This window comes from Brevundimonas sp. 357 (assembly GCF_003938605.1).
Taxonomy (GTDB): Bacteria; Pseudomonadota; Alphaproteobacteria; order Caulobacterales; family Caulobacteraceae; genus Brevundimonas.
Map to the genome: position 1 here is coordinate 168,865 of NZ_RHWX01000001.1, position 25,268 is coordinate 194,132.

Consider the following 25,268-nt stretch of genomic DNA (forward strand, 5'->3'; position numbering starts at 1 on the left):
CCCCGCCGACTTCCTCAGACAAGCCGGGATCGCATGGCGCGAATCCGCATGACAAGAACAAAAAACCTCGTTCTTTCGAACGAGGCTCTTTATCATTTGACGATGGTCGCGGTCAGCGCGGCGCCAGGATCATGATCATCTGGCGGCCTTCCATCTTGGGCGCGAACTCGACCTTGGCCTCTTCCTCGAAATCGGCCTGGACCTTGGTCATCAGCTTCATGCCCAGTTCCGGGTGGGCCATTTCACGGCCGCGGAAACGGATGGTCACCTTGACCTTGTCGCCGTCCCCGAAGAAGCGATGCATGGCCTTGGCCTTCACGTCGTAATCGTGCGTGTCGATGTTCGGCCGAAGCTTGATTTCCTTCAGCTCGACGACCTTCTGACGCTTGCGCGCCTCGGCCTTCTTCTTCTGTTCCTGGAAACGATGCTTGCCGTAGTCCAGAATCTTGCACACCGGCGTTTCGGCATTGGCGACGATCTGAACCAGGTCCAGGCCCGCCTCTTCGGCGGCCTCCAGCGCGGCGGACAGCGGCATGACGCCCTGTTTTTCCCCGTTCTGGTCGATGAGCAGAACGCGGGCGGCGCGGATATCCTGGTTGATGGGCGGCCCGTCCTTTACGGGCGGCGCTTGCATGGGACGGCGAATGGGCGTCGTTTCCTTATGTGATCAGAAGATAGGCGAAACTGGTTGCGAGGATTCAGCGCGCAAGGCTGCGGCTGCGTTCCAAGCGGCCGGAATATGGCGACGCAAGGCCGCTATTTCAAGGGATTTCGGGCCTTCAGGCCTTTGCGGCCCCTTCAGCGACATAGGCGTCGTACAGGTCCAGCACCGCGTCGAAGACATGATCGACGCTCAGATCCTCGATCGGGGCGAACTGGCCGCGCGTCTCGTTGGACGCCGCCGTGCGCGTCTTCGGCCCCCACGGCCCATAGAGCCACCACTCGGTCGGGCCGAACAGCCCCAGCGTCGGCCGCCCCAGCGCCGCCGAGACGTGCATCAGGCCGCTGTCGTTGCCGACGAACAGGGTCGCCCGGTCGATGGCGGCGGCCGAACACAGGATGTCGCCCTTGCCCACGCAGTCGATGCCGCGCGGTCCCGCCGCCTCCAGCGCCGGGGTCGCGGGCGGCCGGTCGCCGGGACCGCCGACGGGCATGAAACGCCAGCCGTCGAAGCGCGGCTCGGCCTTCAGCTTCTCGACCAGTTGACCCCAGCGGTCGGCGGGCCAGGACTTGCCCGGCTGGTGCGCAATGGGGGCGAGCGCGATGATAGGCCCGGCGCCCGGCCCGGCGGCCAGTTGCGGATCGATGACGGCGGCGGCCTCGACACGGGCCCGAACGTCGAGGAAGATTTCCGGGTCCAGCGGCGTCGGCGAACCCATCAGGCGCGACACCATCTCGACCTTGCGCAAGCCGGTCTCCCAGCGGCGATTGTAGACGATGCGCCGCTTGGCCGGGATCAGATAGGCCAGGGCCGAGCCGCGGATGTCGACGACCATGTCCCACTTGGTGCCAGCTACCTGCTTCCACAGATCGACCCAGTGTCCGGCGGCCTTCTTCTTGTCGAGGATGATGACGCGCTCGACGTTCGGCGCGGAGCGGAAGAAGGGGGCGGGCGGGCGGCCGCAGGCGACGGTGATCTGAACCCCCGGCAGTTGGCGCGCGATCTCGCGGATCACGCCCGAGGAGATGACGCAGTCGCCGATCCGGTTGGAGCTGACGAAGAGGGCTTTGGGTGCGGACAAGCGGGCGCCTCGCGGCCTGTGAACAATCGTCGTCTCTGCTAAAGCCATTCCGCGAGGAATGACAGTCCGAGGAGTTTTCATGTTCGACGCCCAGCCGCTGCAACGCCCCGACGGTGAAACGCTGGCCTATAAGGCGATCAAGGGCGACGGCCCGACCGTCATCTGGATCGGCGGCTTCCGCTCGGACATGGAGGGGACCAAGGCGCTGGCGCTGGACGCCGCCGCCCGAGAGCGCGGATGGAACTATGTGCGCTACGACCACTTCGCCCACGGCGTGTCGAGCGGCGACTGGAAACAGGCCACCATCGGCCGCTGGCGTGAGGACGCCGTCGCCCTGATCGACAGCCTGGACGGGCCGGTGATCCCGGTCGGCTCGTCGATGGGCGGCTGGATCGCCCTGCTGGCGACACTGGCCCGGCCGGAGCGGGTCAAGGGGGTGGTGCTGGTCAATCCGGCGCAGGACTTCACCGAAAAACTGATGTGGCCCGGTCTGGCGGATCATGAGCGCCAGGCCATCCTGCGCGAAGGCGAGACGGTCATCACCGAGGAAGGGCTTGGCTCCTACGTCCTGACCCGGCGCATGTTCGAGGAGGCGCGCGACTGGCTGCTGCTGGACGGCCGGATCAACATCACGGCGCCGGTCCATGTTCTGCAGGGCCGCGCCGACGACGTGGTGCCGTGGCGCCATCAGGTCGAGCTGGCCGAACGCCTGAGCGGCGGCGACCTGCGGCTCGACCTGATCGAGGGCGGCGACCATCGGCTGTCGAGCCCTGCGGAACTGGAGCGGTTGGTGGAAGCGGTGGAGTCGATGCGGGGCTGAGCCTGCAACACCCACAACCAACGCTCCGTCATCCTCGGGTCAAGCCCGAGGATGACGAAGGGGCGAAGGCTTACGTGACGGCGTTCTAGATCACAGGATGAACCGGCTCAGATCGACGTTCTTGGCCAGGTCGCCGACCTTTTCGCGCACCTTGTCGCCGTCGAAGGTCAGGGTCTGGCCCGACAGGTCCGAGGCCTTAAAGCTGGTTTCCTCCAGCACCCGCTCCATCACCGTCTGAAGACGGCGCGCGCCGATGTTCTCGACGGTGGAATTGGCGGCCACGGCGGCGTCGGCCATGGCCTCGACCGCGTCATCGGTGAAGACCAGTTCGACCCCTTCGGTCGCCAGCAGGGCCTGATTCTGACGGATCAGATTGGCCTCGGGCTCGGTCAGGATGCGCTTGAAGTCGTCGCGGGTCAGGGCCTTCAGCTCCACCCGGATCGGCAGGCGGCCCTGAAGCTCGGGCAACAGGTCCGACGGCTTGGCGACGTGGAAGGCGCCAGAGGCGATGAACAGCACATGGTCGGTCTTCACCGGCCCATACTTGGTCGACACCGTCGTACCCTCGATCAGGGGCAGCAGGTCGCGCTGAACCCCTTCGCGCGAGACGTCGGCGCCGCCGCCGCGATCCTGGCGTGCGGCCACCTTGTCGATCTCGTCCAGGAAGACGATGCCTTCGTTCTCGGCCAGCAGCAGGGCCTCCTTGGTCAGGCTTTCCTGATCCAGAAGCTTGTCGCTCTCTTCGGTGACGAGGGGGGCCAGGGCGTCGCGCACGGTCAGCTTGACCGTCTTGGTGCGGCCGCCGCCCATCTTGCCCAGCATTTCCGACAGGTTCAGCAGGCCGACGTTGCCGCCGCCCGGCATGTCCAGCCCCTGCAGCGGCGAGGCCGTATCGGCCAGGGCGATCTCGATCTCCTTGTCGTCCAGTTCGCCCGCGCGCAGCTTCTTGCGGAAAGACTCGCGCGTCGCGGGCTGCGAGCCCGGTCCGACCAGGGCGTCCAGGATGCGTTCCTCGGCCTGACCTTCGGCGCGGGCCTTGACGCCCGAACGGCGCTTGTCGCGCACCATGACCAGGGCGCTTTCGACCAGGTCGCGCATGATCTGATCGACGTCGCGGCCGACATAGCCGACCTCGGTGAACTTGGTCGCCTCGACCTTGAGAAAGGGCGAGCCCGCCAGACGCGCCAGACGCCGGGCGATCTCGGTCTTGCCCACCCCCGTCGGGCCGATCATCAGGATGTTCTTGGGCGTGACCTCGTCACGCAGGTCGTCCGGCACGCGCTTGCGGCGCCAGCGGTTGCGCAGGGCCACGGCCACGGCGCGCTTGGCGTCGTCCTGACCGACGATGAAGCGGTCCAGCTCGGAGACGATTTCACGGGGAGACAGATCAGTCATGGTTCAGACGGTCCAGAAATACGCATATCAGGCGCTCAAGCAGCAAGCCGCCGCGCGGCGAGCGATAGCGCCCTACAGACTTTCAATGGTGAGATTGCCGTTGGTGTAGACGCAGATGTCAGCGGCGATCTTCATGGCCTTGCGGGCGATCTGTTCGGCGTCCAGTTCGGTGTGCTCGTCGATCAGGGCGCGGGCGGCGGCCAGGGCGTAGTTGCCGCCCGAGCCGACGGCGGCCACGCCGTATTCCGGCTCCAGCACGTCGCCGACGCCGGTGACGTTCAGGATGGTGTCCTTGTCGGCGACCAGCAGCATGGCCTCCAGCCTCCGCAGATAGCGGTCGGTGCGCCAGTCCTTGGCCAGTTCGACGCAGGCGCGGGCCAGTTGGTCCGGGTACTGCTCCAGCTTGGCCTCCAGCCGCTCGATCAGGGTCAGGGCGTCGGCCGTGGCTCCGGCGAAGCCCGCCAGCACCTTGCCGTTCGCCAGGGTGCGCACCTTGCGCGCCGCGCCCTTGACGATGGTCGGCCCCATGGAGACCTGGCCGTCGCCGGCGATGACGGTGCGGCCGTTCTTGCGCACCGCCAGAATAGTGGTGCCGTGCCAGTCGGGAAAGTTCGAGGCGCTCGTGTTCATGGCGGATGACATGGCGAAGCCCGCCGTCCGCCGCAAGATCAGGCTTTGTCGCAACCGCCCGCACAAAGCTTAACCATAAGAGATTCTTAATCGACCCATGACAGGGGAACGCCCCCGGCCACCCCATCATCTCGCCGTCCGCGAGGCGGGGGAGGCTGCGTTTGCGTTTCGAGTTCCCTTGCCCCTGCACCGCGCCATCTATGTCAGCGACGCCGTCGGCGGCGCGGCGACCAGCCTCCTGATCCTGGCGGAGATCCTCGGCGAGTCCGAGCGCAACAACCGCCGCGAAGGCTTGACCAGCGCCCTGATGCGTCATGGCGGCCAGTTCCTTCAGCTCATCGAAGGCCGCCGGGCCGATATCGACCGCCTGATGGACCGGCTGCGGATCGACCCGCGCCATGAGAACTTGCGCCTGTTGTCCGACATGGCCGTCTCCGGCCGCCGGTTCGGCGACTGGCCCATGATCCTGGCCGAGCTGACGCCCGAGGCGGCCCGCCTGTTGAACGGCGAGTCCCTGGACCAGCTCAGTCCCGCCCGCGCCGAGACCCTGCTGGCCCTGGCCGTCGGGGTCGCGCCCGTTCCGGCCTGACGCATCCGTCCGACTGCGCTAGACAGTCGGCGTGACCCAGCCTTCCGCCCCTCTCGCCCCCGTGCGCTTCTCCGACGAAGAGGTCGAGCGCTACGCCCGCCAACTGGTGCTGTCCGAGATCGGCGGCCCCGGCCAGCAGGCGCTGAAACGCGCCCGCGTGCTGATCGTCGGCATGGGCGGGGTGGGCAATCCGGCCGCCCTCTACCTGGCCGCCGCCGGGGTGGGGACGCTGGGCCTGATCGACGACGACACGGTCGCCCTGTCCAACCTGCAACGCCAGATCGCCTTCACCACCGACGACCCCGCCCGCGCCAAGGTCGAGGCGGGCGCCGCGCGGCTGAATGCTCTCAACCCGCACGTCACGATCCAGACCTTCAACCAGCGCGTCACGCCGGACAGCGCGGCCGCCCTCATGCAGGACTTCGACCTGGCGCTGGACGGCACCGACGATTTCGAGACGCGACTGGCCGTCAACGCCGCCTGCGTGGCGGCGGGCAAGCCGCTGGTGTCCGGCGCCCTGGGCCGCTGGTCGGGGCAGGTGTCGGTGTTCGAGGGGCGACCCTGCTACCAGTGCCTGGTGCCCGAGATTCCGCCCGTCGCCGAGACCTGCGCCCGTGTCGGCGTGGTCGGCGCCCTGGCCGGCGTCATCGGCGCCATGGCGGCGCTGGAGGCGATCAAGCTGATCACCGGCGCGGGCGAGCCGCTGACCGGCCGCCTGATGCTGTACGACGGCCTGGCCGGAAACAGCCGCGTCGTGAAGATCGCCGCCGACCCCGCCTGCCCCGTCTGCGGGTCAGCTCACGCCTAGAGCATCGCCGGGATGACGCGGTCAGGCGGGCGGTGCCCGTTCTGATAGGTCATGATGTTGGCGATCACGCGATCGCCCATGTCCTGACGCGCCTCAAGTGTGGCCGAGCCGAGGTGGGGCAGCAACACCACGTTCGCACGGCCGAGCAGACCCGGATGCACCTTCGGCTCGTTCTCGAACACGTCCAGGCCGACGCCGAACAGGGCGCGGCGGTCCAGCGCCTCGACCAGGGCGGCTTCGTCGATCAGCTCGCCGCGCGCGGTGTTGACCACGATGGCGTGCGGCTGAAGCCGGGCCAGACGCTCGGCCGACAATAAGTGGTGCGTCTCCTTCGTCGCCGGGCAGTTCAGCGAGATGACGTCCATCCGCGCCAGCATCTGGTCCAGGTCGTCCCACCAGGTCGCGCCCAGCTCCTCGGCGATCATGTCGGGGACAGGCTTGCGGTTGTGATAGTGGACCTGCATGCCGAAGGCCTTGGCGCGGCGGGCCAGGGCCTGACCGATGCGGCCCATGCCGACGATGCCCAGACGCTTGCCCCACAGCTTGCGACCGCACATCCAGGTCGGGCTCCAGCCCTCGAAGCGGCCCTCGGCCACCACCTCGGCGCCTTCCACGATGCGGCGACTGACCGCCAGAATCAGGCTCATGCCCAGGTCGGCCGTGTCCTCGGTCAGGACGCCCGGCGTATTGGTGGCGATGATCCCACGCCCGACGGCGGCGTCGATGTCGATGTGATCCACGCCCGCGCCGAAATTGGCGATCATCTTCAGCTGCTCGCCTGCGCCCGCGATAAGTTCGGCGTCCAGGTGATCGGTGATGGTCGGAACCAGCACTTCGGCCCGTTGCAGGGCGGCGGCCAGGTCGTCGCGCGACATCGGCCGGTCGGTCAGGTTCAGCTCGGCGTCGAAAAGTTCGCGCATCCGCGTTTCGACCGCGTCAGGCAGGCGTCTGGTTAATACGACCTTAAGCTTGCGAGCGGACATAGGAGACCTGGGTTTTCTACGGGCGGCGCCCGTTCGGAACGGGTCGGTATTCGGTGTCTAGCAAAGCTGCGGTCAGGTTCAAAAGGGCGCCTCGCGTCGCGGCCCTCGCCGCTGTCCTGATGACCGGCGTTCTGATGGCGGCGGGCTCGACCATGCCCGACGGCCGCCCGACCCCTACAGGGCTTGAGGTACCGCGCTGGGTGACGCTGAAATCCTCGCAGGTGCGAGCGCGCCAGGGACCGGGCCTCGACTACCGCATCCTGTGGGAATACCGCGCCGCCGGCCTGCCGGTTCAGGTGATCGCCGAGACGCGCGAATGGCGCAAGATCTGCGACCCGGAAGGGTCCGTCGCCTGGATCCACCGCACCGTCGCCTCGGGCCGCCGCAGCGTCTTCAACCGCTCGGACGAAGCGGTGCCGATCCGCACGGGCCGGTCCGAGACCGCCTCGGTCCGCGCCCTTTTGTCGCCGCACGCCCTGATCCCCCTGGACGAATGCGAGGACGGCTGGTGCCGTGTGCGGGCGCGCAAGCTGCGCGGCTGGGTGCAGCAGAGGGCGGTCTTCGGCGCCCAAGAACGGGCCCTGTGCAACGCCGCCCGCCCGGCCGGCGCCGGCCGCGCCTCCTGATCTCATATAGTGACGGCATGGTTGAGCGCGGCCTCTGGGTCGTGTAACCCGCCAGCAACACCTTTCGGAGCCGATTTCCCTTGAGCCAGTCGCAATATCCGTCGTCGTTCGATCACGAAGGCCTGCTGGCCTCGGGCCGGGGCGAGCTGTTCGGTCCGGGCAACGCCCAGCTGCCGGCCCCGCCCATGCTGATGTTCGACCGGATCAAGACCATCAGCGCCGACGGCGGCGACTACGGCAAGGGCTATGTCGAGGCTGAACTCGACATCAACCCGGACCTCTGGTTCTTCCAGTGCCACTTCATCGGCGATCCGGTCATGCCGGGCTGCCTGGGTCTGGACGCCATGTGGCAGCTGGTCGGCTTCTACCTCGGCTGGATCGGCGGACCGGGCAAGGGCCGGGCGCTGGGCGTCGGCGAGGTCAAGTTCACCGGCCAGGTGACGCCGGACGTCAAGAAGGTGGTCTATAAGGTCCACCTGAAGCGCGTCATCAACCGCAAGCTGGTCATGGGCATCGCCGACGGCGTGCTCGAAGCGGACGGCGAGGTCATCTATACCTGCGCCGATATGCGCGTCGGCCTGTTCGGCGGCGCGGCTCCGGTGGAACCGGACGCCGCCTGACCCCACTTGATGGATAGCCGCGGCCAACGCGGCGTCCGAAGACTTTGAGGATTGGAAACACCATGCGGCGTGTCGTCGTCACCGGACTGGGCATCGTCTCTTCCATCGGCACCGGCCAGGATCAGGTCGCGGCCTCCCTGCGCGACGCCAAGTCTGGCGTCCAGCACGCCGCCGACCACGCCAAATACGGCTTCCGCTCCCAGGTCTGGGCGCCCCCGGCCCTGGGCCACACGGCCGAGGACTGGGCGCCGCTGGTCGACCGCCGCGCCGCCCGCTTCCTGGCCAACGGCACGGCCTGGGCGCACATCGCCTTTGAAGAGGCGCTGAAGGACAGCGGCCTGTCCGCCGAAGAGATCAAGGACGAGCGCATCGGCCTGATCGTCGGCGAGGGCGGCCCCTCGACCCAGGTCATCCTGCAGGCGGCGGCCACCACGGTCGAAAAGGGCTCGCCCAAGCGCGTCGGCCCCTTCGCCGTGCCCAAGGCCATGGCGTCCGGCCCCTCGGCCGTGCTGGCCACCTGGTTCGAGCTGAAGGGCGTCAACTATTCGATCAGTTCGGCCTGCGCGACCAGCGCCCACTGCATCGGCGCGGCCGCCGAACAGATCGCCTGGGGCAAGCAGGACGTGGTCTTCGCCGGCGGCTGCGAGGATATCGACTGGTCCATGTCGAACATGTTCGACGCCATGGGCGCCATGTCCTCCAACTTCAACGACACGCCCGACAAGGCCAGCCGCGCCTATGACACGACGCGCGACGGCTTCGTCATCGCCGGCGGCGCCGGCATCGTGGTGCTGGAAGAATACGAGCGCGCCGTGGCGCGCGGCGCGACCATCTACGCCGAAGTCACCGGCTACGGCGCCAACTCGGACGGCTACGACATGGTGGCCCCCTCGGGCGAGGGCGCCGAGCGCTGCATGAAGATCGCGCTGGAGATTGCGGGCAATCCGAAGATCGACTACCTGAACCCGCACGGCACCTCGACGCCGGTCGGCGACTTGAAAGAGATGGGCGCGGTGCGCAACGTCTTCGGCGACGCCATGCCGATGATCTCCTCGACCAAGTCGCTGACGGGCCACTCGCTGGGCGCGGCGGGCGCGCAGGAAGCCATCTACTGCCTGTTGATGATGAAGCACGGCTTCGCCGCCGAGAGCGCCCACATCGAGAACCTGGACCCCGAGTTCGAGGGCATGCCGATCCTGCGTCAGCGCCACGACGGCGAACTGACGCATGTCATGTCCAACAGCTTCGGCTTCGGCGGCACAAACGCCACCCTGATCCTGTCCAAGGTCTAAGCTTCACCAATCGGGAAAATCCGAAACGACACGAAAACGCCCCCATTCGGTCCTTCGTCCGCCCGGAACGCTGATCAGAACTACATCATCGGCTCGTCGGAGTTCGGAAAAGTCCCGGATCCTGAACAGCCCCCCCAGCCCCCTGGATTTTTCCGCTTAGGGCTTCGGCGGGTCGATGCTTCCTCCAAGCGAGACGCCCGCGCCTGCCTCCCCTCCCCCTCCCGGCAGCGCGGGCGTTTTGCTGTCTGCTCCCTATCCGACGCACAAGACTTCGCCCGCGCGACGGCCGTCACGCGGGCGATTCCGTAGAGCTTCAGACGGCGTGATCAGGCCGGCAGGTCGATCTCGACCCGTTCATTGTCGCGCAGGACGATAATCGGCACGACCGCCTCGCCCGCCGCCTGAAGCCGCTGAGCCAGATCCCTCATGTCCGCAATCTCGGCCCCGTTCGCCTGAACCACCACATCACCGGCCTGGAAGCCGGCGGCGGCGGCGGAAGACCCGGCCTCGACCACCGCGATCTGAGCCCCGCGTCCTGAAGCCGGATTGCGCACCGTCAGGCCGCGCGCCATGGCCGCTTGCGCGCCGACGCGCACCGGCGCCGGATCGGACGGCTCGATCGTCAGCCGGGTCGAGGCCTCTCGGCCGTCGCGCAGATAGACGACCGGCATCTGGGTTCCGGCGCGGGCGATGCCGACCGTGGCCTGGACCGAACCGGCGTTGGCCACCGGGCGGTCCTGGATGCGCGTCAACACGTCGCCGGGCTTCAGCCCCGCCTTCTCGCCCGCCGAGCCCGGCTCGACGTCATAGACCACGGCGCCGCGCACGATGTTCAGCCCGACCTCGCGCGCACGCTCGGCCGTCAGGGAGCCGAGACCCAGGCCGACGCGGCCGCGCTTGACCTCGCCGGTGGCGCGCAGCTGGTCGACCACGAACATCATGATGCGCGTCGGCACGGCGAAGGCGATGCCGTCGTTGCCGCCGCCGAAACCGCCCGACAGGATGGCGGTATTGATGCCGATCAAGCGGCCCCGACTGTCCAGCAGCGGCCCGCCCGAATTGCCCGAGTTCACCGCCGCATCGGTCTGGATGTAGTCCTCGATGGCGTCGCCCATGCCCGAGCGGTTCAGGCCCGAGATGACGCCCATGGTCAGGGTCTGGTCCAGGCCCAGGGGATAGCCGACGGCGAAGGCCAGGTCGCCGCTGCGCAGGGTGTCGGAATCCACCGTCGCCACCTGCGACAGGCCCGTGGCGTCGATCTTCAGCACGGCGATGTCCGTCGCCTTGTCGGCGCCGATGAGGGTGGCGTCGAACAGGCGGCCGTCGATCAGGTCGACCGTGAACTTCTGTCCGTTCTCGATGACGTGGTGGTTGGTGACGATGATGCCTTCGCGCGCGTCGATGATGACGCCCGATCCGCCCTGCGACGGCTTGGGATTGTTTTCCGAGCTGGGACCGCGCGACTGGCCCAGGGTCGTCACCTGGACCACGGCGGGCAGGCTTTGCTCCAGCCCGGCGGCGAAGGTGAAGACGCCGCGTCGGGCGTCATAGGGCATGGCCGCGACAGGCGACTGGACGGTGGTCGCCGTCGGGGCCGCGGGCGCAGCCTGGGCCATGCCGCTGAAGCTGAAGATCGCCAGGGCGGCGCCGGCCAGCAGGCTGTGTTTCGTCATTCCGGTTTCCTTCAGGCGCCGACCGCCTTCGGCCGACAGACGGGCGAGCATCGCCGCCCCGCAGGCGAGACAAACGCGCGACAACGGCAAAGGATCGTCGCGTCGCGCGTTTTCTGCAACGCTTGGGATCAGAAGGCCGCTTCGCCCGTGATCGCACGACCCAGGATCAGGGCGTGGACGTCGTGCGCGCCCTCATAGGTGTTGACCGTCTCCAGGTTCATGGCGTGGCGCATGACGTGCAGCTCGCCGGTGATCCCGGCCCCGCCGTGCATGTCGCGGGCCTCGCGCGCCACGGCCAGGGCCTTGCCGCAGTTGTTGCGCTTCATCAGGCTGATGGCCTCGGGAACCCAGGCGCCCGTGTCCAGCAGACGGCCCAGGGCGTAGGCGCCCTCAAAACCCAAGAAGATCTCGGTCTGCATGTCCGCCAGCTTCTTCTGCACCAGCTGGCGCGACGACAGCGGGCGGCCGAACAGGGTGCGCTCGGCCACATAGTCGCGGCTGGCGTGGAAGCAGAACTCGGCCGCGCCCATGGCGCCCCAGGCGATGCCGAAGCGCGCCTTGTTCAGGCAAGAGAACGGCCCCCGCAGGCCCTGGACGCCCGGCAGCAAGTTGGCTTCCGGCACGAAGACGTCGTTCAGGCCGATGTCGCCCGTCACGGAGGCGCGCAAGCTGAGCTTGTCGCCGATCTTGCCCGTGCTGAAGCCGTCGAAATCGCGCTCGACGATGAAGCCGCGGATCACGCCGTCAAGCTTGGCCCAGACGATGGCCAGGTCGGCGATGGGCGAGTTGGTGATCCAGTATTTGCCGCCGTTCAGGCGATATCCGCCCTGGACCGCGACCGCCGTGGTCTTCATCGAGGCCGGGTCCGACCCGCCGTCCGCCTCGGTCAGGCCGAAGCAGCCGACCAGCTCGCCCGCCGCCATCTTCGGCAGGAATTTCGTCTTCTGCTCTTCGGAACCGAAGGCGTAGATCGGGTACATGGCCAGGGACGACTGCACCGACATGGCCGAACGATAGCCGCTGTCGATCGCCTCGACCTCGCGGGCGATCAGGCCATAGGCGACGTGCGACGCTTCGGAACCGCCGTACTGTTCCGGCAGCATGGCGCCCAGGAAGCCCATCTCGCCCATCTCGGTCATGATCGCGCGGTCGAACACCTCATCGCGGAAGGCGGCGACGACGCGCGGCAGCAGGGCCTCGCGCGCATAGGATCGCGCCGCATCCTGAACCATCCGCTCCTCGTCGGTCAGACGGCCCGTCAGGTCGAAGGGGTCTTCCCAGCGGAAGGTCTGAGCGGAAATGGTCTTGCCGTCGGCCATGTGTCGTCCTCTTGAGCATCAGAGAGGAGGCTTCTCCGCGCCCGCGTCACGCGGGGTTGAAGCGGCGTGACGAAGCGCCCTCTGTTCCTGGCGCGGGTTTAGGCCAGAATGCGGAGGCCGGGTAGAGGGACCGGCGCGAACACGCTAGGCTGTCTTCATGTCGAACGCTTTCAACCGTCTGTTCCGCGATCACCCGCGTGAGGTCGATGAGACCTATCTCGAGCATATGGCCGCTTCGTCGCGCTTCGGCTTCAAGCTGATGCGCCTGGCCGGATGCGCCTTCATCCATGCGGTGACGCCGGGTCTGCACAAAACGACCGTATCTGACGCCATTCGCGGCATGGCCCACGACATGGGCGGCCGCGCCGCAGAGGCCCGCGAATGCCGCATGCGCGACGCGGGCGTCTGGGACGTCGGCCTCTAGCCCCTGACGCGCCGTCAGTCCGGCGTCTGGGTGCGGCTGTAGAAGCCCGAGATGTCGGAGCCCATGCCGCAGAAGCGGCTGGCGGCCGTGCTGTCCTCGACGAAGGCGCCTTCCGGCCCCACGCGCACCTTCACCACCGGCGCGTCGGCGCCGATGTCGGCCGCCGTCAGTTCATTCAGCTCGCCTTCGAACGGGATCAGCTTGGCGTGGATGACGTCGTCGCGGTCCTGAGCGCCGCGCGCCTGAAGCTCGCAATCCGCCGCCGTGGCCCCGCCGTTCGGAACGCCCCCCGCGCGGATCAGCACGCGCCATTCGGCGCCTTCCTCAATCAGCTTGAGGTCGGCCTGGGCCGGATCGGTGCGGCGGAAGTCGGCGCTTCTCTCGGCGACAGCCGGGGCCGTTGCGGGCGCAGCCGCCGCAGCGTCTTCCGCCTTGGGCGCGGCGGCCGGCGCTTCGGCCGGGGCCGGCCCGCAGGCCATGAGCGCCGCCGCCAGGGTCAGGGCGCCGGACGCAGGGATCAGATTGAGACGCAAACAAACTCTCCATCACAAGGAAGCGGGGCGAAGCTCCGTCATTTTCAACGCGCCCGTCAACCGCCCGCAACGCCTCAACCCAGGGCGCCGTTCACAGACGCCCACAAATAGGCGCCCCCGGACAGCAGCAGGATCGCCGCAATCAGCGCCAGTCCCGCCCACTGCAGCGCGCTGAAGCGACGCGGCATGGCCGTGCCGACAAAGCCGCCTCCGGTCGCGAAGGCGAACAGGGCCAGTCCGCGCGACGCCGCGCGAACCGTCGAATCCGGCCCGTCCAGATCATCGCCTTCATCGGTCGCGAATTCCCCGTTCCCGGCGCGCGCCAGCAGGTCGCGCGCCCGCGCCGCCTGATCCGCCCGTCCCATCAGCCGGATGCCCAGGGCGCGCTGCATCAGGGGGTCGATCGTGGTCTGGAATCGCTCGGTCACCGACACCTCGATGTCGTGCGACGACAGGAAGGCGGCGGCCAGATCGGCCTCATAGACGTCTTGATAGCGGGCGATCTCGACCAGGCTCATGGCGGCAGCCTAACACGCCTGCAGGACGCGCAATTGAAAACGGCGAGATCCGAAGATCCCGCCGTCGTCAGTCGTTCGCGTGGTGCGAAGCTTACAGGTCCAGCAGGGCGCGCGCCGGGTCTTCCAGCAGTTCCTTGATGCGGACGAGGAAGGTCACGGCTTCCTTGCCGTCGACGATGCGGTGATCGTAGCTGAGGGCCAGGTACATCATCGGACGGATCTTGACCTCGCCGTTGATGGCCATCGGGCGCTGCACGATGTTGTGCATGCCCAGGATGCCCGACTGCGGCGCGTTCAGGATCGGCGTCGACATCAGCGAGCCATAGGTGCCGCCGTTGGTGATGGTGAAGGTGCCGCCCTGCATCTGGTCCATGGTCAGGGCGCCGTCACGGGCGGCCTTGCCCAGGGCGCCGATGCCCTTCTCGATGCCGGCCAGCGACAGGGCGTCGGCGTCGCGCAGCACCGGAACCACCAGGCCCTTGTCGGTGCCGACGGCGATGCCGATGTCGTAGTGGTTCTTGTAGATGATGTCCGTGCCGTCGATCTCGGCGTTGACCGCCGGGATTTCGTGCAGGGCCTGCACCACGGCCTTGGTGAAGAAGGACATGAATCCGAGTTTGACGCCGTGACGCTTCTCGAAGACTTCCTTGTACTGGGCGCGCAGGGCCATGACGTTGGTCATGTCCACCTCGTTGAAGGTGGTCAGCTGGGCGGCCGTGTTCTGGGATTCCTTCAGGCGACGGGCGATGGTCTGACGCAGGCGCGTCATCTTCACCCGCTCTTCACGCGGTTGGTCGGCGCGCGGCGCGGCCGGGGCGGCCGCGGCGGGCGCAGCCGGAGCGGCGGCGCCGATGGCGGCGATGGCGTCGGCCTTGGTGATGTTGCCCTTCGGACCCGAAGCCGACAGCGAAGCCGGGTTGATGTTGTTTTCCGACACCACGCGCTGGACGGCGGGCGACAGGTGGGTCGAGGTCGGAATCTGGGCCGAACCGGCGTTGGCCGGGGCGGCGGCCGGAGCCGGTGCAGCAGCCGCCGGAGCAGCCGCAGCGGCCGCGCCTGAGGCGGCGACCGAACCGATCACCTGGCCGGGGGTCACGGTGTCGCCGTCAGCGGCGATGATGGTCAGAACGCCGGCGGCCGGGGCCGAGACTTCCACGGCCACCTTGTCGGTCTCGATCTCGACCAGCAGTTCGTCCTTGGCGACGGTGTCGCCCGACTTCTTCAGCCAGGTTCCGATAGAACCTTCGGCGACGCTCTCGCCCATGGTCGGCACGGCGATGTCGACCGCAGCGCCGCCCGAAGCGGCCGGAGCGGCGGCGGGGGCTGCAGCCGCCGTAGCCGGGGCAGGGGCCGGGGCCGAGGCGGCGGCCGCGCCGCCTTCGCTCACCGAGCCCAGCACCGTGCCGGGAACGACGGTGTCGCCGTCATTGGCGTTGATCGCCGACAGCACGCCGTCGGCGGGGGCGACGACTTCGAGCGAGACCTTGTCGGTTTCCAGCTCGACCAGGACTTCGTCCTTCTTCACGGCGTCGCCGACCTTCTTGGTCCACTTGGCGATGGAGGCTTCGGCGACGGATTCACCGAGGGCGGGGGTCAGGATATCGGCCATCTTCAGTGTCTTTTCGTGTCTGAACTTTGCTTGTCTTTTAGGTCAGGCGCGGCGGTCAGGCCATGGCCTCGGCGAGGAAGGTCTCGAGTTCCTTCAAGTGTCGGCTCATCAGGCCCGCGGCGGTCGAGGCCGAGGCCGGGCGACCGACGTAGCGCGCGCGCTTGGCCTTCACGTCCAGCTTCTCGAGCGTCAGCTCGATCCACGGATCGACGAAGGTCCAGCCGCCCATGTTCTTGGGCTCTTCCTGACACCAGACCAGGTCGGCGTTGGGGAAGCGCGCCAGCTCCGCCGAGATCGACTTGATCGGCCACGGATAGAACTGTTCCAGACGCAGGATGTAGATGTCGTTGACGCCCGCCTTCTCGCGCGCGTCCAGCAGGTCGTAATAGACCTTGCCCGAGCAGACGACGACCTTGCGGATGTCCTTGTCGGCCTTGAGCGTGACGCCCGCCACGTCCGGACGCAGCTCGGCGTCGTCGCGCAGCACCCGGTGGAAGGAGCTGCCCTCGGCCATGTCGGCCAGGGTCGAGACGGCCTTCTTGTGACGCAGCAGCGACTTGGGCGTCATCAGGATCAGCGGCTTGCGGAACGAGCGGTGCAGCTGGCGACGCAGGATGTGGAAGTAGTTGGCCGGCGTCGTGCAGTTGGCGACCTGCATGTTGTTCTCGGCGCACTGCTGCAGGAAGCGCTCCAGGCGGGCCGAGGAGTGCTCGGGGCCCTGGCCTTCATAGCCGTGCGGCAACAGCATGGTCAGGCCGCTCATCCGCAGCCACTTGCGCTCGCCCGAGGAGATGAACTGGTCGATCACCACCTGGGCGCCGTTCACGAAGTCGCCGAACTGGCCTTCCCACATGGTCAGGGTGTTCGGGTCGGCCAGCGAATAGCCGTACTCGAAGCCCAGCACCGCCTCTTCCGACAACGCCGAGTCGATGACCTCGAAATGGGCCTGGCCATCGCGCAGGTTGTTCAGCGGGAAGTAGCGCTGCTCGGTCGTCTGGTCGGTCACGCCCGAGTGACGCTGCGAGAAGGTGCCGCGCACCGAGTCCTGACCCGACAGGCGGATGTTGTAGCCTTCATCCAGCAGGCTGGCGAAGGCCAGGCTCTCGGCCGTGGCCCAGTCGATGTTCGCGCCGCTCGACACCGCATCGCGACGGCCGTCGATGACGCGCTTCAGCGTCTTGTGCATGTCGACGCTGTTCGGGATCGTCGTCAGGCGGTGGCCGTAGTCGAGCAGCTTCGCGGCCGGAACCCCGGTCTTGCCGCGCTGTTGCTGATCATCGCCCGCATCGACGCCCAGACCCTGCCACTGGCCGTCCAGCCAGTCGGCCTTGTCGGCCTTGAAGGTCTTGCCGGCTTCGAACTCGGCGTCGAGGAAGGCCTCGAAACGGGCGATCTCGGCGTCGGCCTCGGCCTGGCTGAGAACGCCTTCGGCGACCAGGCGCTTGACGTAGATCTCCAGCGTGGTCGGCTGGTTCTTGATCTTCGCGTACATCAGCGGCTGGGTGAAGGTCGGATCGTCGCCTTCGTTATGGCCGAAGCGGCGGTAGCAGAACATGTCCACCACCACGTCCTTGTGGAACTTCTGACGGTATTCCGTGGCGACCTTCGAGGCGAAGACGACCGCTTCGGGATCGTCGCCGTTGACGTGGAAGATCGGCGCCTGGACCATCAGGGCGACGTCAGACGGGTAGGGCGACGAGCGCGAGTTGCGCGGCGCCGTGGTGAAGCCGATCTGGTTGTTGATGACGAAGTGCAAGGTGCCGCCGGTGCGGTAGCCCTTCAGCCCCATCAGGGCGAAGCACTCGGCCACCACGCCTTGCCCTGCGAAGGCGGCGTCGCCGTGGATCAGCAGCGGCACGACCTTGGAGCGGTCCAGCACCCATTCGTTGTCCGGCTTGCCGACGTTGACCTCGGCCTCGCGGATGTCGAAGGCCTGCTTGGCGCGCGCCTTGCCCAAGACGACCGGGTTGACGATCTCGAGGTGCGAGGGGTTGGCGGTCAGCGACAGGTGGACCTTGTTGCCGTCGAACTCACGGTCCGACGAGGCGCCCATGTGGTATTTGACGTCGCCCGACCCTTCAATGTCCGACGGCACGGACGAACCGCCCTGGAACTCGTGGAAGATGGTCTTGTAGGGCTTGCCCATGACCGCGGCCAGGGTGTTCAGGCGGCCGCGGTGCGCCATGCCGAAGACGATCTCGTCGACGCCCAGGGCGCCGCCGCGCTTGATCACCTGCTCCAGGGCCGGGACCATGGCCTCGCCGCCGTCCAGGCCGAAACGCTTGGTGCCGGGGAAACGCTTGTGCAGGAAGCGCTCGAAGCCCTCGGCCTCGACCAGCTTCTTGAAGATGGCCAGCTTGCCTTCCTTGGTGAAGGCGTTCTGCTCGAACTTGTCCGGGCCTTCGAAGCGCTGCTGCAGCCAGGCCTTCTCGTCCGGCTCGGCGATGTGCATGAACTGCACGCCGATGTTGCCGCAGTAGGTGCGCTTCAAGATCTCCAACACCTGGCGGACCGAGCCGGTCTCCAGGCCCAGGACGCCGTCCAGGAAGATCGGGCGATCCATGTCGGCGGCGGTGAAGCCGTAGAACTCGGGCGTCAGCTCCGGGTTCTGGATCGGCGGCTCGATGCCCAGCGGGTCGAGGTTGGCCTGCAGGTGGCCGCGCACGCGATAGGCGCGGATCAGCATCAGGGCGCGGATGGAATCGTGGGCGGCGGCGCGCACGTCGGCGGCCGAAACGGCGCCCGAGGCGTCAGCAACCGGAGCGGTCGGGCGAGGGCCGGGCTTGCCGGCGGCCTTGGGATCGACCTTAGGGGCGGGCCAGCGGCCGTCGAACACGGCGGTTTCCTCGGTCGGCTCGGAAGCGCCCGAGCGGCCCCAGGAGCCGGCGGCGGCTGACTGCTTCACCAGGTCGGCGTTGTCCTTCAGCTGATCGAAGAAGGCGCGCCATTCCCCCGACACCGAGCCGGGGTCCGCAGCCCATTTTTCGTGCAGGTCCTCAATGAAGGCGGCGTTCGCGCCATAGAGGAAGGAGGTCTCGGCAAAGACCTGGTTCAGCCGACCCGCATCGTCCGCCATTTTTCTCTCAATCGTCCCTTTACAACCGCCCGCGCACAGCCGCGCGGAGAGCAGCGCCGTTCATATAGGCCCTGTTTCCTTACTGGTCATGACCGAAGGGAGGCGGACCGGGTGGAAATTGGTCGAATCGGCAAGAAAAAACGCCCCCGGACGATTCCGGAGGCGTTACAAAAGGTCACACGGCGCGAAAAACACCCCCGGAACGCGGATAGATCAGACTTTGGTCCAATCCGCCGCCCGCCCGGCGCCGAAGCCACTCGGAAGTGAATCCGGCGCTCAAGCAGCGAGCGACCGCGTTGCGAGCGTTAGCGCCGCGCCTCCAAAGAGGCGCTGAAGCAGCGAGCCGCCGCGCGGCGAGCGGTAGCGCCCGCACGCGCAGCGTGCGCCGCTGAAGGGCTTAACCCTTCAGCACTTCCACCAGGGTCGCGCCCAGACGCGCCGGCGACGGCGAGACGCGGATGCCTGCGGCCTCCATGGCGGCGATCTTGGATTCCGCATCGCCCTTGCCGCCCGAGACGACGGCGCCGGCGTGGCCCATGGTGCGGCCCTTCGGAGCGGTACGACCGGCGATGAAGCCGGCCATCGGCTTCTTGCGGCCCTTCTTGGCTTCGTCGATCAGGAACTGGGCGGCGTCTTCTTCGGCCGCGCCGCCGATCTCGCCGATCATGATGATCGACTCGGTGGCGTCGTCGGCCAGGAACATCTCCAGCACGTCGATGAACTCGGTGCCCTTGACCGGGTCGCCGCCGATGCCGACGGCCGTGGTCTGGCCCAGGCCTTCGTTCGTGGTCTGGAACACGGCTTCATAGGTCAGGGTGCCCGAACGCGAGACGATGCCCACGTTGCCCTTCTTGAAGATGTTGCCCGGCATGATGCCGATCTTGCACTCGTCCGGGGTCAGGACGCCGGGGCAGTTCGGGCCCAGCAGGCGCGAGTTCGAACGGTCCAGGCGGGCCTTGACGCGCACCATGTCCTGCACCGGGATGCCTTCGGTGATGCAGGTGATGAAGGGGATCTCGGCCTCGATGGCCTCGATGATGGCGTCGGCCGCGCCTGCCGGCGGGACGTAGATGACCGTGGCGTCGGCGCCGGTGCGCTCCTTGCCTTCGGCGACCGAAGCGAAGATCGGCAGGCTTTCACCGTGCGAGCCGGTCCAGGTCTGGCCGCCCTTGGTCGGGTGCACGCCGCCGACCATCTGGGTGCCGTGATAGGCCAGGGCCTGTTCGGTGTGGAAGCCGCCGGTCTTGCCGGTCAGGCCCTGGACCAGGATCTTGGTGTTCTTATTGACGAGGATGGACATGTGTCTGTGCTCTGAATTCTGTGTGTCTGCTGGGCGGTAGCGGTGCTTACGCGACCGCCGCGACGATCTTCTGGGCGGCGTCGTCCAGGTCGTCGGCGGCCTGGATGGTCAGGCCCGACTCGTTCAGGATCTTCTTGCCCAGCTCGGCGTTCGTGCCTTCCAGACGCACGACCAGCGGCACCTTCAGGCCCACTTCCTTCACCGCGGCCACGACGCCTTCGGCGATGACGTCGCACTTCATGATGCCGCCGAAGATGTTGACGAGGATGCCCTCGACCTTCGGGTCGGCGGTGATGATCTTGAAGGCCGCCGCGACCTTGTCCTTGCCGGCGCCGCCGCCGACGTCGCAGAAGTTGGCGGGCTCTTTGCCGTACAGCTTGATGATGTCCATCGTCGCCATGGCCAGGCCGGCGCCGTTCACCATGCAGCCGATGTTGCCGTCCAGCGCCACATAGGCGAGATCCCACTTCGAGGCCTCGATCTCCTTGGCGTCTTCCTCGGTCTCATCGCGCAGGGCGCGGATGTCTTCGTGGCGGTACAGGGCATTGCCGTCGAAGCTGACCTTGGCGTCCAGAACGCGCAGACGGCCGTTCTCCATGACGATCAGCGGGTTGATCTCGAGCATGTCCATGTCCTTCTCGACGAAGGCCTTGTACAGGATCGGGAACAGCGACTTGCCGTCTTCGGCGGCGTCGCCCGTCAACTCCAGCGCGGCGTTGATGGCGGCGATGTTCTCGGCGGTGACGCCGGCTTCCGGGTTGATGGCGATGGTGTGGATCTTTTCCGGGGTGGCGTGGGCCACTTCCTCGATGTCCATGCCGCCCTCGGTCGAGACGACGAAGGCCGTCTGACCGACCGAACGGTCGACCAGCAGCGAGCAGTACAGCTCACGGGCGATGTCGGCGCCGTCTTCGATGTACAGGCGGTTGACCTGCTTGCCGGCCTCGCCCGTCTGGGCGGTCACCAGGGTGTTGCCCAGCATTTCCTTGGCGTGGGCGACGGCTTCCTCGATCGAGAAGGCCAGACGCACGCCGCCCTTGGCGTCGGCGCCCAGTTCCTTGAACTTGCCCTTGCCGCGGCCGCCGGCGTGGATCTGGGACTTCACGACATAGAGCGGGCCAGGCAGCTGCTTGGCGGCGGCTTCGGCCTGGTCGGCCGAAGTGATGGCGACGCCCGCCGCGACCGGGGCGCCGAAGCCCTTGAGGACCTGCTTGGCCTGATACTCGTGAATGTTCATGTCTGGATCCGCGCCGTTAGGGAGGTTTGTGGAAACTTTGGCCGCGCTTATAGGCGTCGCGCCTTCGCCTGCGCAACCGTCTGTCGTCTTATGGCCCGGCAAGGCTTTTCTTATGCACGGCGACCGCCCCTACGCCGCGACCGCCATTGGATCGACAACGGATCAGGATCAGTCGACCCAGTCCTTCTTCAGCGTTCGCGATGCGCCGAACAACAGGATGGAAGCCATGAGATAGAAGCCCATGCCGGTGTAGATGGCCCAGCGCAGGCTCTCGTCGCCGAAGGTCGGGCGCAGCAGGTCGCTCATCCAGCCGAAGTAGTAGAAGCCCACGGCCAGACCGAGCAGGTTGTTGATCAGCAGGAAGATGGCCGAGGCGGTCGAGCGCATCGGCGCCGGCGCCAGATGCTGCACCGCCGCCGTCACCGGCCCCAGCCAGGCTAGGTTCAACCCCGTCGGAATCAGGAAGATCAGGAAGGCCAGCGCAAGAGCCATGGCGTGACTGCCGCCGCCCGGGATCAGGCCGATCAGCCAGGGCGAGTTCATCGCCAGGATGAAACAGGGCGCCGAAATGATGAAGGCCACGGCCGGCACCAGCGGATAGGCTCCCTTGGACCGGCGCGCCATCTTGTCCGCCAGCGAACCGCCCAGCCAGATGCCCAGCAGTCCGCCGATCAGGGCGATGCCGGCGTAGTACCAGCTGACCTGCGCCAAGGTCAGGCCGAAGCTGCGCATGAAGAACAGCGGCAGCCAGCCCGCCACGCCGTAGCCGCACACCGAGGACGACGCGGCCCCCAGCGCCAGCAGCCAGAAGCTGCGCTTGCGCATGATGACCGAGCCCGTCGCCCGCGCGATGAACAGGGAGACGCCGATCACCGCGAACAGACCTGCGCCGAAGAAGGGAACCAGCGGGTTGTCGAGACCCGCGCCGAACAGGGACAACAGGCCCAGTCCGGCCAGGACGCCGGCGACGCCGAAGCAGACCAGGGCGACCTTGCGGCCCAGGCTGACATCGCCCTCAATCGGAACCGAGGCCGGCGCCGTAACCGCGGCCTCAACCTTGGCGGCGGCGTCCGCACCGCCGCGCTGCGGATCACGCACCGTCAGCCGCAGCAGGGGCGCGACCAGGACGCCGAGCACCCCCACGACGATGAAGGCGGTGCGCCAGCCGTACTGCGCCGCCAGCAGGCCGCCGACCAGCGTGCCGCCCGCCGTGCCCAAGGGAATGCCGAAGGCGAAGGCGGCCAGGGCCCGCGCCCGCTGGTTGGGCGGGAAGTAGTCGGCGATCAGCGAGTAAGCCGGGGCCACCCCGCCGGCCTCGCCTACGCCCACCCCCATGCGGAACAGGAACAGCTGGCCAAAGGATCCCGCCACCCCGCACAGGGCGGTGAAACCCGACCAGACCGTCAAGGCGCCGGTCATGATCCACACCCGGCTGGCCCGATCGGCCAGCCACGCCAGGGGGATGGCCAGGGTCGAATAGACCGAGGCGAAGGCGATGCCGCCCAGCAGGCCGAACTGTTCGTCGCTGAGCTGGAACTCCTGCTTCAGCGGCGCCGCCAGGATGCCGATGATCTGCCGATCCACGAAGTTCAGCATGTAAACAAAGATCAGGATCGCCAGCACATAGTAGCGATAACCTGGCGAGACGGCGCTTCCCTCGGCCCTTGCGGCTTCGATCTGGCTCATGGACGTTTCCCGACTGATTTACTTGCGACGACGGTAGCGGCCGCGCCGCTCTGCGCCACGAAAAAAGAAGGGCGGCGGCTCCAACGAACCGCCGCCCGCGATCAGATGATCAGGCGTTCAGGAGAAAGCTCCAGATCAGAACTTGTACTGCAGCGACGCCGTCACGGTGCGCGGCGGGCCGTAGTAGCCGATCACGGAGTCGTTGTAGAAATCGCCGACCGGCGTCTTGGCGAAGTTGTAGCCGCCGACGCGGTATTCCTCATCGGTCAAGTTCTTGCCGTACAGGCCGACGGTCCATTTGTTGCTGGGGTCCGTCCAGACGATGGACAGGTCCACCAGGGCGAAGGCTTCCTGGTCCAGATCGGCGTTCGGATACTCGAACTGGCTGTAGTCGTCGCGATAGCTGACCGACGGCGTCACGGCCAACGCCCCGCCCGCCAATTGTCCCTGCCAGGTCAGGCCCAAATAGCCGGTCCACTTCGGCGCGTTCTGCAACACGACGAGATCGGAGATGTCCTCATACTGCTGGGTGACCAGATTGTAGCGAATGAACTTCTCGAACTTGGAGTCCAGGTAGCCGACAGCGAAGTTTGCAGTCAGGCTATCGGTCAGGATCAGCGAGCCCTCAAACTCCGCGCCGTGGAATTTGGAGGCGCCGACATTGTCGACGAAGCTGGCGATGCCGCCCGGCGCCGGAACCTGGGTCGTGATCTGCTGGTCCTGGTACTCGTTATAGAAGATCGCCGAAGCGAAGTTCAGACGACGATTGAAGGCCGACCCCTTCAGGCCGATTTCATAGGAATCGACGGTTTCAGGCTCATAGCCGTTGACGGTATCCGGCGTCAGGATCGCATCGCCGCGCATGTCGAAGCCGCCCGACTTGTAGCCCTTCGAATAGGAGGCGTATCCGGTGATGCGGTCCGAGAAATCGTAGGACAGCGAGACCTTCGGCGTGAACTGATCAAAGGACTTGGAGCGGGTGTAATCCGTGCGCAGCAGGATCGGATTGCGCGCCGTGCCGCCCAGCAGCGGGCTGCGCGTCGCGCCCAGATAGTTGGCGCGGAAGACGTGGCCGGTCTTGTCGTCGATCGTGTAGCGCGCGCCCAGGCCCAGGTGCAGACGGTCGGTCAGGTCCAGATTGACGTCGGTGAACAGGGCGACGCTGGTCGTCTCCACATAGCCGGCCGTGCCGATCACGATGCCGAAGTTCTGGGCGATCGTATCGAAGGCGCCCGACGCCGTACCGTCCAGATAGAAGATCCCCGCCACGCCCTGGATCCGGTCCGTGCTGAACAGCGCCTGGAGCTCCTGGGTGAACTGGTGGTCACCGTACACCGCAGGGACGTCCAGCGTCGGCGCTGGCGTGTTGTCGAAATCGATCAGGGTGTCCGTGTCGCCCGTGCGATAGGCTGTAATCGATTTGAAGGTCCAGACATCGTTGAGGTCGACCTGCGCCGTCAGCGACACGCCCTCGGTCGTGACCTTGTTGCGATCGCCCAAGCCCGCATAGGTATCGTACACGCTGTCCGGCACGCCCGCGCCCGGGCCGACGCCCGGCCGCTCGCGGTGGCCGTGACGGGGGTTGGAGCGGTCCTCGACCCGATCATAAGCCAGGCGGAAGAAGGCGTTGTCGTAGGGCTGGAACTCGACGCTGACCCGCCCGGCGATGACGTCCTTGTCGTAATGCTCGGCTCCGGTGTTCAGGTTCTTGCCGAAACCATCACGATTGTAGCTGGCGACAGCCGCGCCGATACGTAACTTGTCGGTCACCGGCATGGAGCCCTGAGCCAGGAGATCGATCTGGTTATAGCTGCCGTAGGCGCCGCGTAGCGTCAGTTCCGGCATGTCCGAATCCAGTCGCGACGTCACGTACTTGATGGCGCCGCCGACCGTGTTGCGGCCGTACAGCGATCCTTGCGGCCCGCGCAGAACCTCAATCCGCTCAATGTCGAAGATGTCGAGCACGGCGCCTTGGGGGCGCGCCACATAAACATCGTCGACATACAGGCCCACGCCCGGCTCGAAGCCCCACAGGGGATCCTGCTGGCCGATGCCGCGAATAAACGAAATGAGGGTGGAGTTGGAGCCGCGCGCCACCTGCACCGTCGCGTTGGGCGTCTGCTGCTGCAGGGCGGTGATATCCGTGGCGCCGGTCTGTTCCAGGCGCTCGGCGCTCATGGCCGACACCGATACCGGCACGTCCTTCAACGCTTCATCGCGACGGCGCGCGCTGACGATGATGTCGTCGACCGACGAAGCCTGTTCGCCGGTCGAGGGCGCATCCTGGGCCCGAGCCTGGGCGGCCGAGGCCATCACGCCGAATGCGGCGCCCGCCAAGAGGGCGGTCTTCACGAGTCTGTTCATTTGCATCCCAATCCTGTTTCCAGC

Annotated in this window: 22 protein-coding genes; 7 read left to right on the forward strand and 15 right to left on the reverse strand. The window is 67.1% G+C overall.

All coding sequences use genetic code 11. The annotated features are described in order from the left end of the window. Positions 1–112: 112 nt before the first annotated feature. Positions 113–634, reverse strand: coding sequence for a translation initiation factor IF-3 (gene infC, locus EGK63_RS00785; RefSeq protein WP_125899469.1), 522 nt, complete (start codon positions 632–634; stop codon positions 113–115). 145 nt (positions 635–779) lie between these two features. Continuing rightward, positions 780–1,742 (reverse strand): glycosyltransferase family 9 protein, encoded by a 963-nt coding sequence (locus EGK63_RS00790; protein ID WP_125899470.1) that lies wholly within the window; start codon positions 1,740–1,742, stop codon positions 780–782. Between the two features lie 79 nt (positions 1,743–1,821). Between EGK63_RS00790 and EGK63_RS00795 the strand changes: the two genes are divergently transcribed. Beyond that, on the forward strand, positions 1,822–2,562 hold the full coding sequence (locus EGK63_RS00795) for an alpha/beta fold hydrolase (protein WP_125899471.1): 741 nt from the start codon (positions 1,822–1,824) through the stop codon (positions 2,560–2,562). Positions 2,563–2,652: 90 nt separating this feature from the next. Here EGK63_RS00795 and hslU read toward each other — a convergent pair whose 3' ends face one another. Next, positions 2,653–3,957: an ATP-dependent protease ATPase subunit HslU gene (gene hslU, locus EGK63_RS00800; protein ID WP_125899472.1), complete on the reverse strand. Its 1,305-nt coding sequence runs from the start codon at positions 3,955–3,957 to the stop codon at positions 2,653–2,655. A 72-nt stretch (positions 3,958–4,029) separates the two neighbouring features. Next, positions 4,030–4,599, reverse strand: a complete 570-nt coding sequence (gene hslV, locus EGK63_RS00805) for an ATP-dependent protease subunit HslV (RefSeq protein WP_165906497.1) — start codon at positions 4,597–4,599, stop codon at positions 4,030–4,032. 166 nt (positions 4,600–4,765) lie between these two features. Here hslV and EGK63_RS00810 point away from each other — a divergent pair, with 166 nt between their 5' ends. Together EGK63_RS00810 and EGK63_RS00815 are read left to right on the forward strand one after the other, a co-directional pair. Then, positions 4,766–5,176, forward strand: a complete 411-nt coding sequence (locus EGK63_RS00810; protein WP_125899474.1) for a BLUF domain-containing protein — start codon at positions 4,766–4,768, stop codon at positions 5,174–5,176. A 61-nt stretch (positions 5,177–5,237) separates the two neighbouring features. Continuing rightward, complete coding sequence (locus EGK63_RS00815) at positions 5,238–5,984, forward strand: molybdopterin-synthase adenylyltransferase MoeB (RefSeq protein WP_125899632.1); 747 nt, start codon at positions 5,238–5,240, stop codon at positions 5,982–5,984. On the opposite strand, the gene EGK63_RS00820 is transcribed toward EGK63_RS00815, so the two are convergent. Beyond that, the gene (locus tag EGK63_RS00820) at positions 5,981–6,967 is read right to left on the reverse strand and encodes a D-glycerate dehydrogenase (protein WP_125899475.1); all 987 of its coding nucleotides are present in this window, start codon (positions 6,965–6,967) and stop codon (positions 5,981–5,983) included. The genes EGK63_RS00815 and EGK63_RS00820 overlap by 4 nt on opposite strands. 119 nt (positions 6,968–7,086) lie before the next feature. Here EGK63_RS00820 and EGK63_RS00825 point away from each other — a divergent pair, with 119 nt between their 5' ends. The 3 genes from EGK63_RS00825 to fabB all read left to right on the forward strand — a co-directional run bounded on the left by EGK63_RS00825 (position 7,087) and on the right by fabB (position 9,505). Next, a complete protein-coding gene (locus EGK63_RS00825) occupies positions 7,087–7,593 on the forward strand; it encodes an SH3 domain-containing protein (RefSeq protein ID WP_125899476.1) in 507 nt (168 codons plus the stop codon). An 80-nt stretch (positions 7,594–7,673) separates the two neighbouring features. Then, positions 7,674–8,213 (forward strand): 3-hydroxyacyl-[acyl-carrier-protein] dehydratase FabA, encoded by a 540-nt coding sequence (fabA, locus tag EGK63_RS00830; protein WP_125899477.1) that lies wholly within the window; start codon positions 7,674–7,676, stop codon positions 8,211–8,213. 62 nt (positions 8,214–8,275) lie between these two features. After that, positions 8,276–9,505, forward strand: coding sequence for a beta-ketoacyl-ACP synthase I (fabB, locus tag EGK63_RS00835; protein WP_125899478.1), 1,230 nt, complete (start codon positions 8,276–8,278; stop codon positions 9,503–9,505). A gap of 326 nt (positions 9,506–9,831) precedes the next feature. Here the strand turns inward: fabB and EGK63_RS00840 are convergent, their stop codons facing one another. After that, positions 9,832–11,178, reverse strand: coding sequence for a S1C family serine protease (locus EGK63_RS00840; RefSeq protein ID WP_125899479.1), 1,347 nt, complete (start codon positions 11,176–11,178; stop codon positions 9,832–9,834). 128 nt (positions 11,179–11,306) lie between these two features. Then, a complete protein-coding gene (locus tag EGK63_RS00845) occupies positions 11,307–12,497 on the reverse strand; it encodes an acyl-CoA dehydrogenase (RefSeq protein WP_125899480.1) in 1,191 nt (396 codons plus the stop codon). A 157-nt stretch (positions 12,498–12,654) separates the two neighbouring features. On the opposite strand from EGK63_RS00845, the gene EGK63_RS00850 reads away from it, so the two are divergent. Then, entirely contained in the window at positions 12,655–12,921 is a 267-nt protein-coding gene (locus EGK63_RS00850) for a DUF6356 family protein (protein WP_125899481.1), read from the forward strand. Between the two features lie 14 nt (positions 12,922–12,935). On the opposite strand, the gene EGK63_RS00855 is transcribed toward EGK63_RS00850, so the two are convergent. From EGK63_RS00855 to EGK63_RS00890, 8 genes are all read right to left on the reverse strand, one after another. Further along, positions 12,936–13,454, reverse strand: coding sequence for a hypothetical protein (locus EGK63_RS00855; protein WP_125899482.1), 519 nt, complete (start codon positions 13,452–13,454; stop codon positions 12,936–12,938). A gap of 74 nt (positions 13,455–13,528) precedes the next feature. After that, entirely contained in the window at positions 13,529–13,972 is a 444-nt protein-coding gene (locus tag EGK63_RS00860) for a hypothetical protein (RefSeq protein ID WP_125899483.1), read from the reverse strand. A gap of 91 nt (positions 13,973–14,063) precedes the next feature. Further along, the gene (odhB, locus tag EGK63_RS00865) at positions 14,064–15,581 is read right to left on the reverse strand and encodes a 2-oxoglutarate dehydrogenase complex dihydrolipoyllysine-residue succinyltransferase (protein ID WP_125899484.1); all 1,518 of its coding nucleotides are present in this window, start codon (positions 15,579–15,581) and stop codon (positions 14,064–14,066) included. Positions 15,582–15,636: 55 nt separating this feature from the next. Then, positions 15,637–18,657 carry a 2-oxoglutarate dehydrogenase E1 component gene (locus EGK63_RS00870; RefSeq protein WP_125899485.1) on the reverse strand — a complete coding sequence of 1,007 codons (3,021 nt, stop codon included), beginning with the start codon at positions 18,655–18,657 and terminating at the stop codon, positions 15,637–15,639. Between the two features lie 397 nt (positions 18,658–19,054). Continuing rightward, the gene (gene sucD, locus EGK63_RS00875) at positions 19,055–19,957 is read right to left on the reverse strand and encodes a succinate--CoA ligase subunit alpha (RefSeq protein ID WP_125899486.1); all 903 of its coding nucleotides are present in this window, start codon (positions 19,955–19,957) and stop codon (positions 19,055–19,057) included. Positions 19,958–20,003: 46 nt separating this feature from the next. Continuing rightward, positions 20,004–21,194, reverse strand: coding sequence for an ADP-forming succinate--CoA ligase subunit beta (sucC, locus tag EGK63_RS00880; protein ID WP_087141821.1), 1,191 nt, complete (start codon positions 21,192–21,194; stop codon positions 20,004–20,006). A gap of 168 nt (positions 21,195–21,362) precedes the next feature. Then, positions 21,363–22,880, reverse strand: a complete 1,518-nt coding sequence (locus tag EGK63_RS00885) for an MFS transporter (RefSeq protein ID WP_125899487.1) — start codon at positions 22,878–22,880, stop codon at positions 21,363–21,365. Between the two features lie 135 nt (positions 22,881–23,015). Then, entirely contained in the window at positions 23,016–25,244 is a 2,229-nt protein-coding gene (locus EGK63_RS00890) for a TonB-dependent receptor (protein WP_125899488.1), read from the reverse strand. Positions 25,245–25,268: the final 24 nt, after the last annotated feature.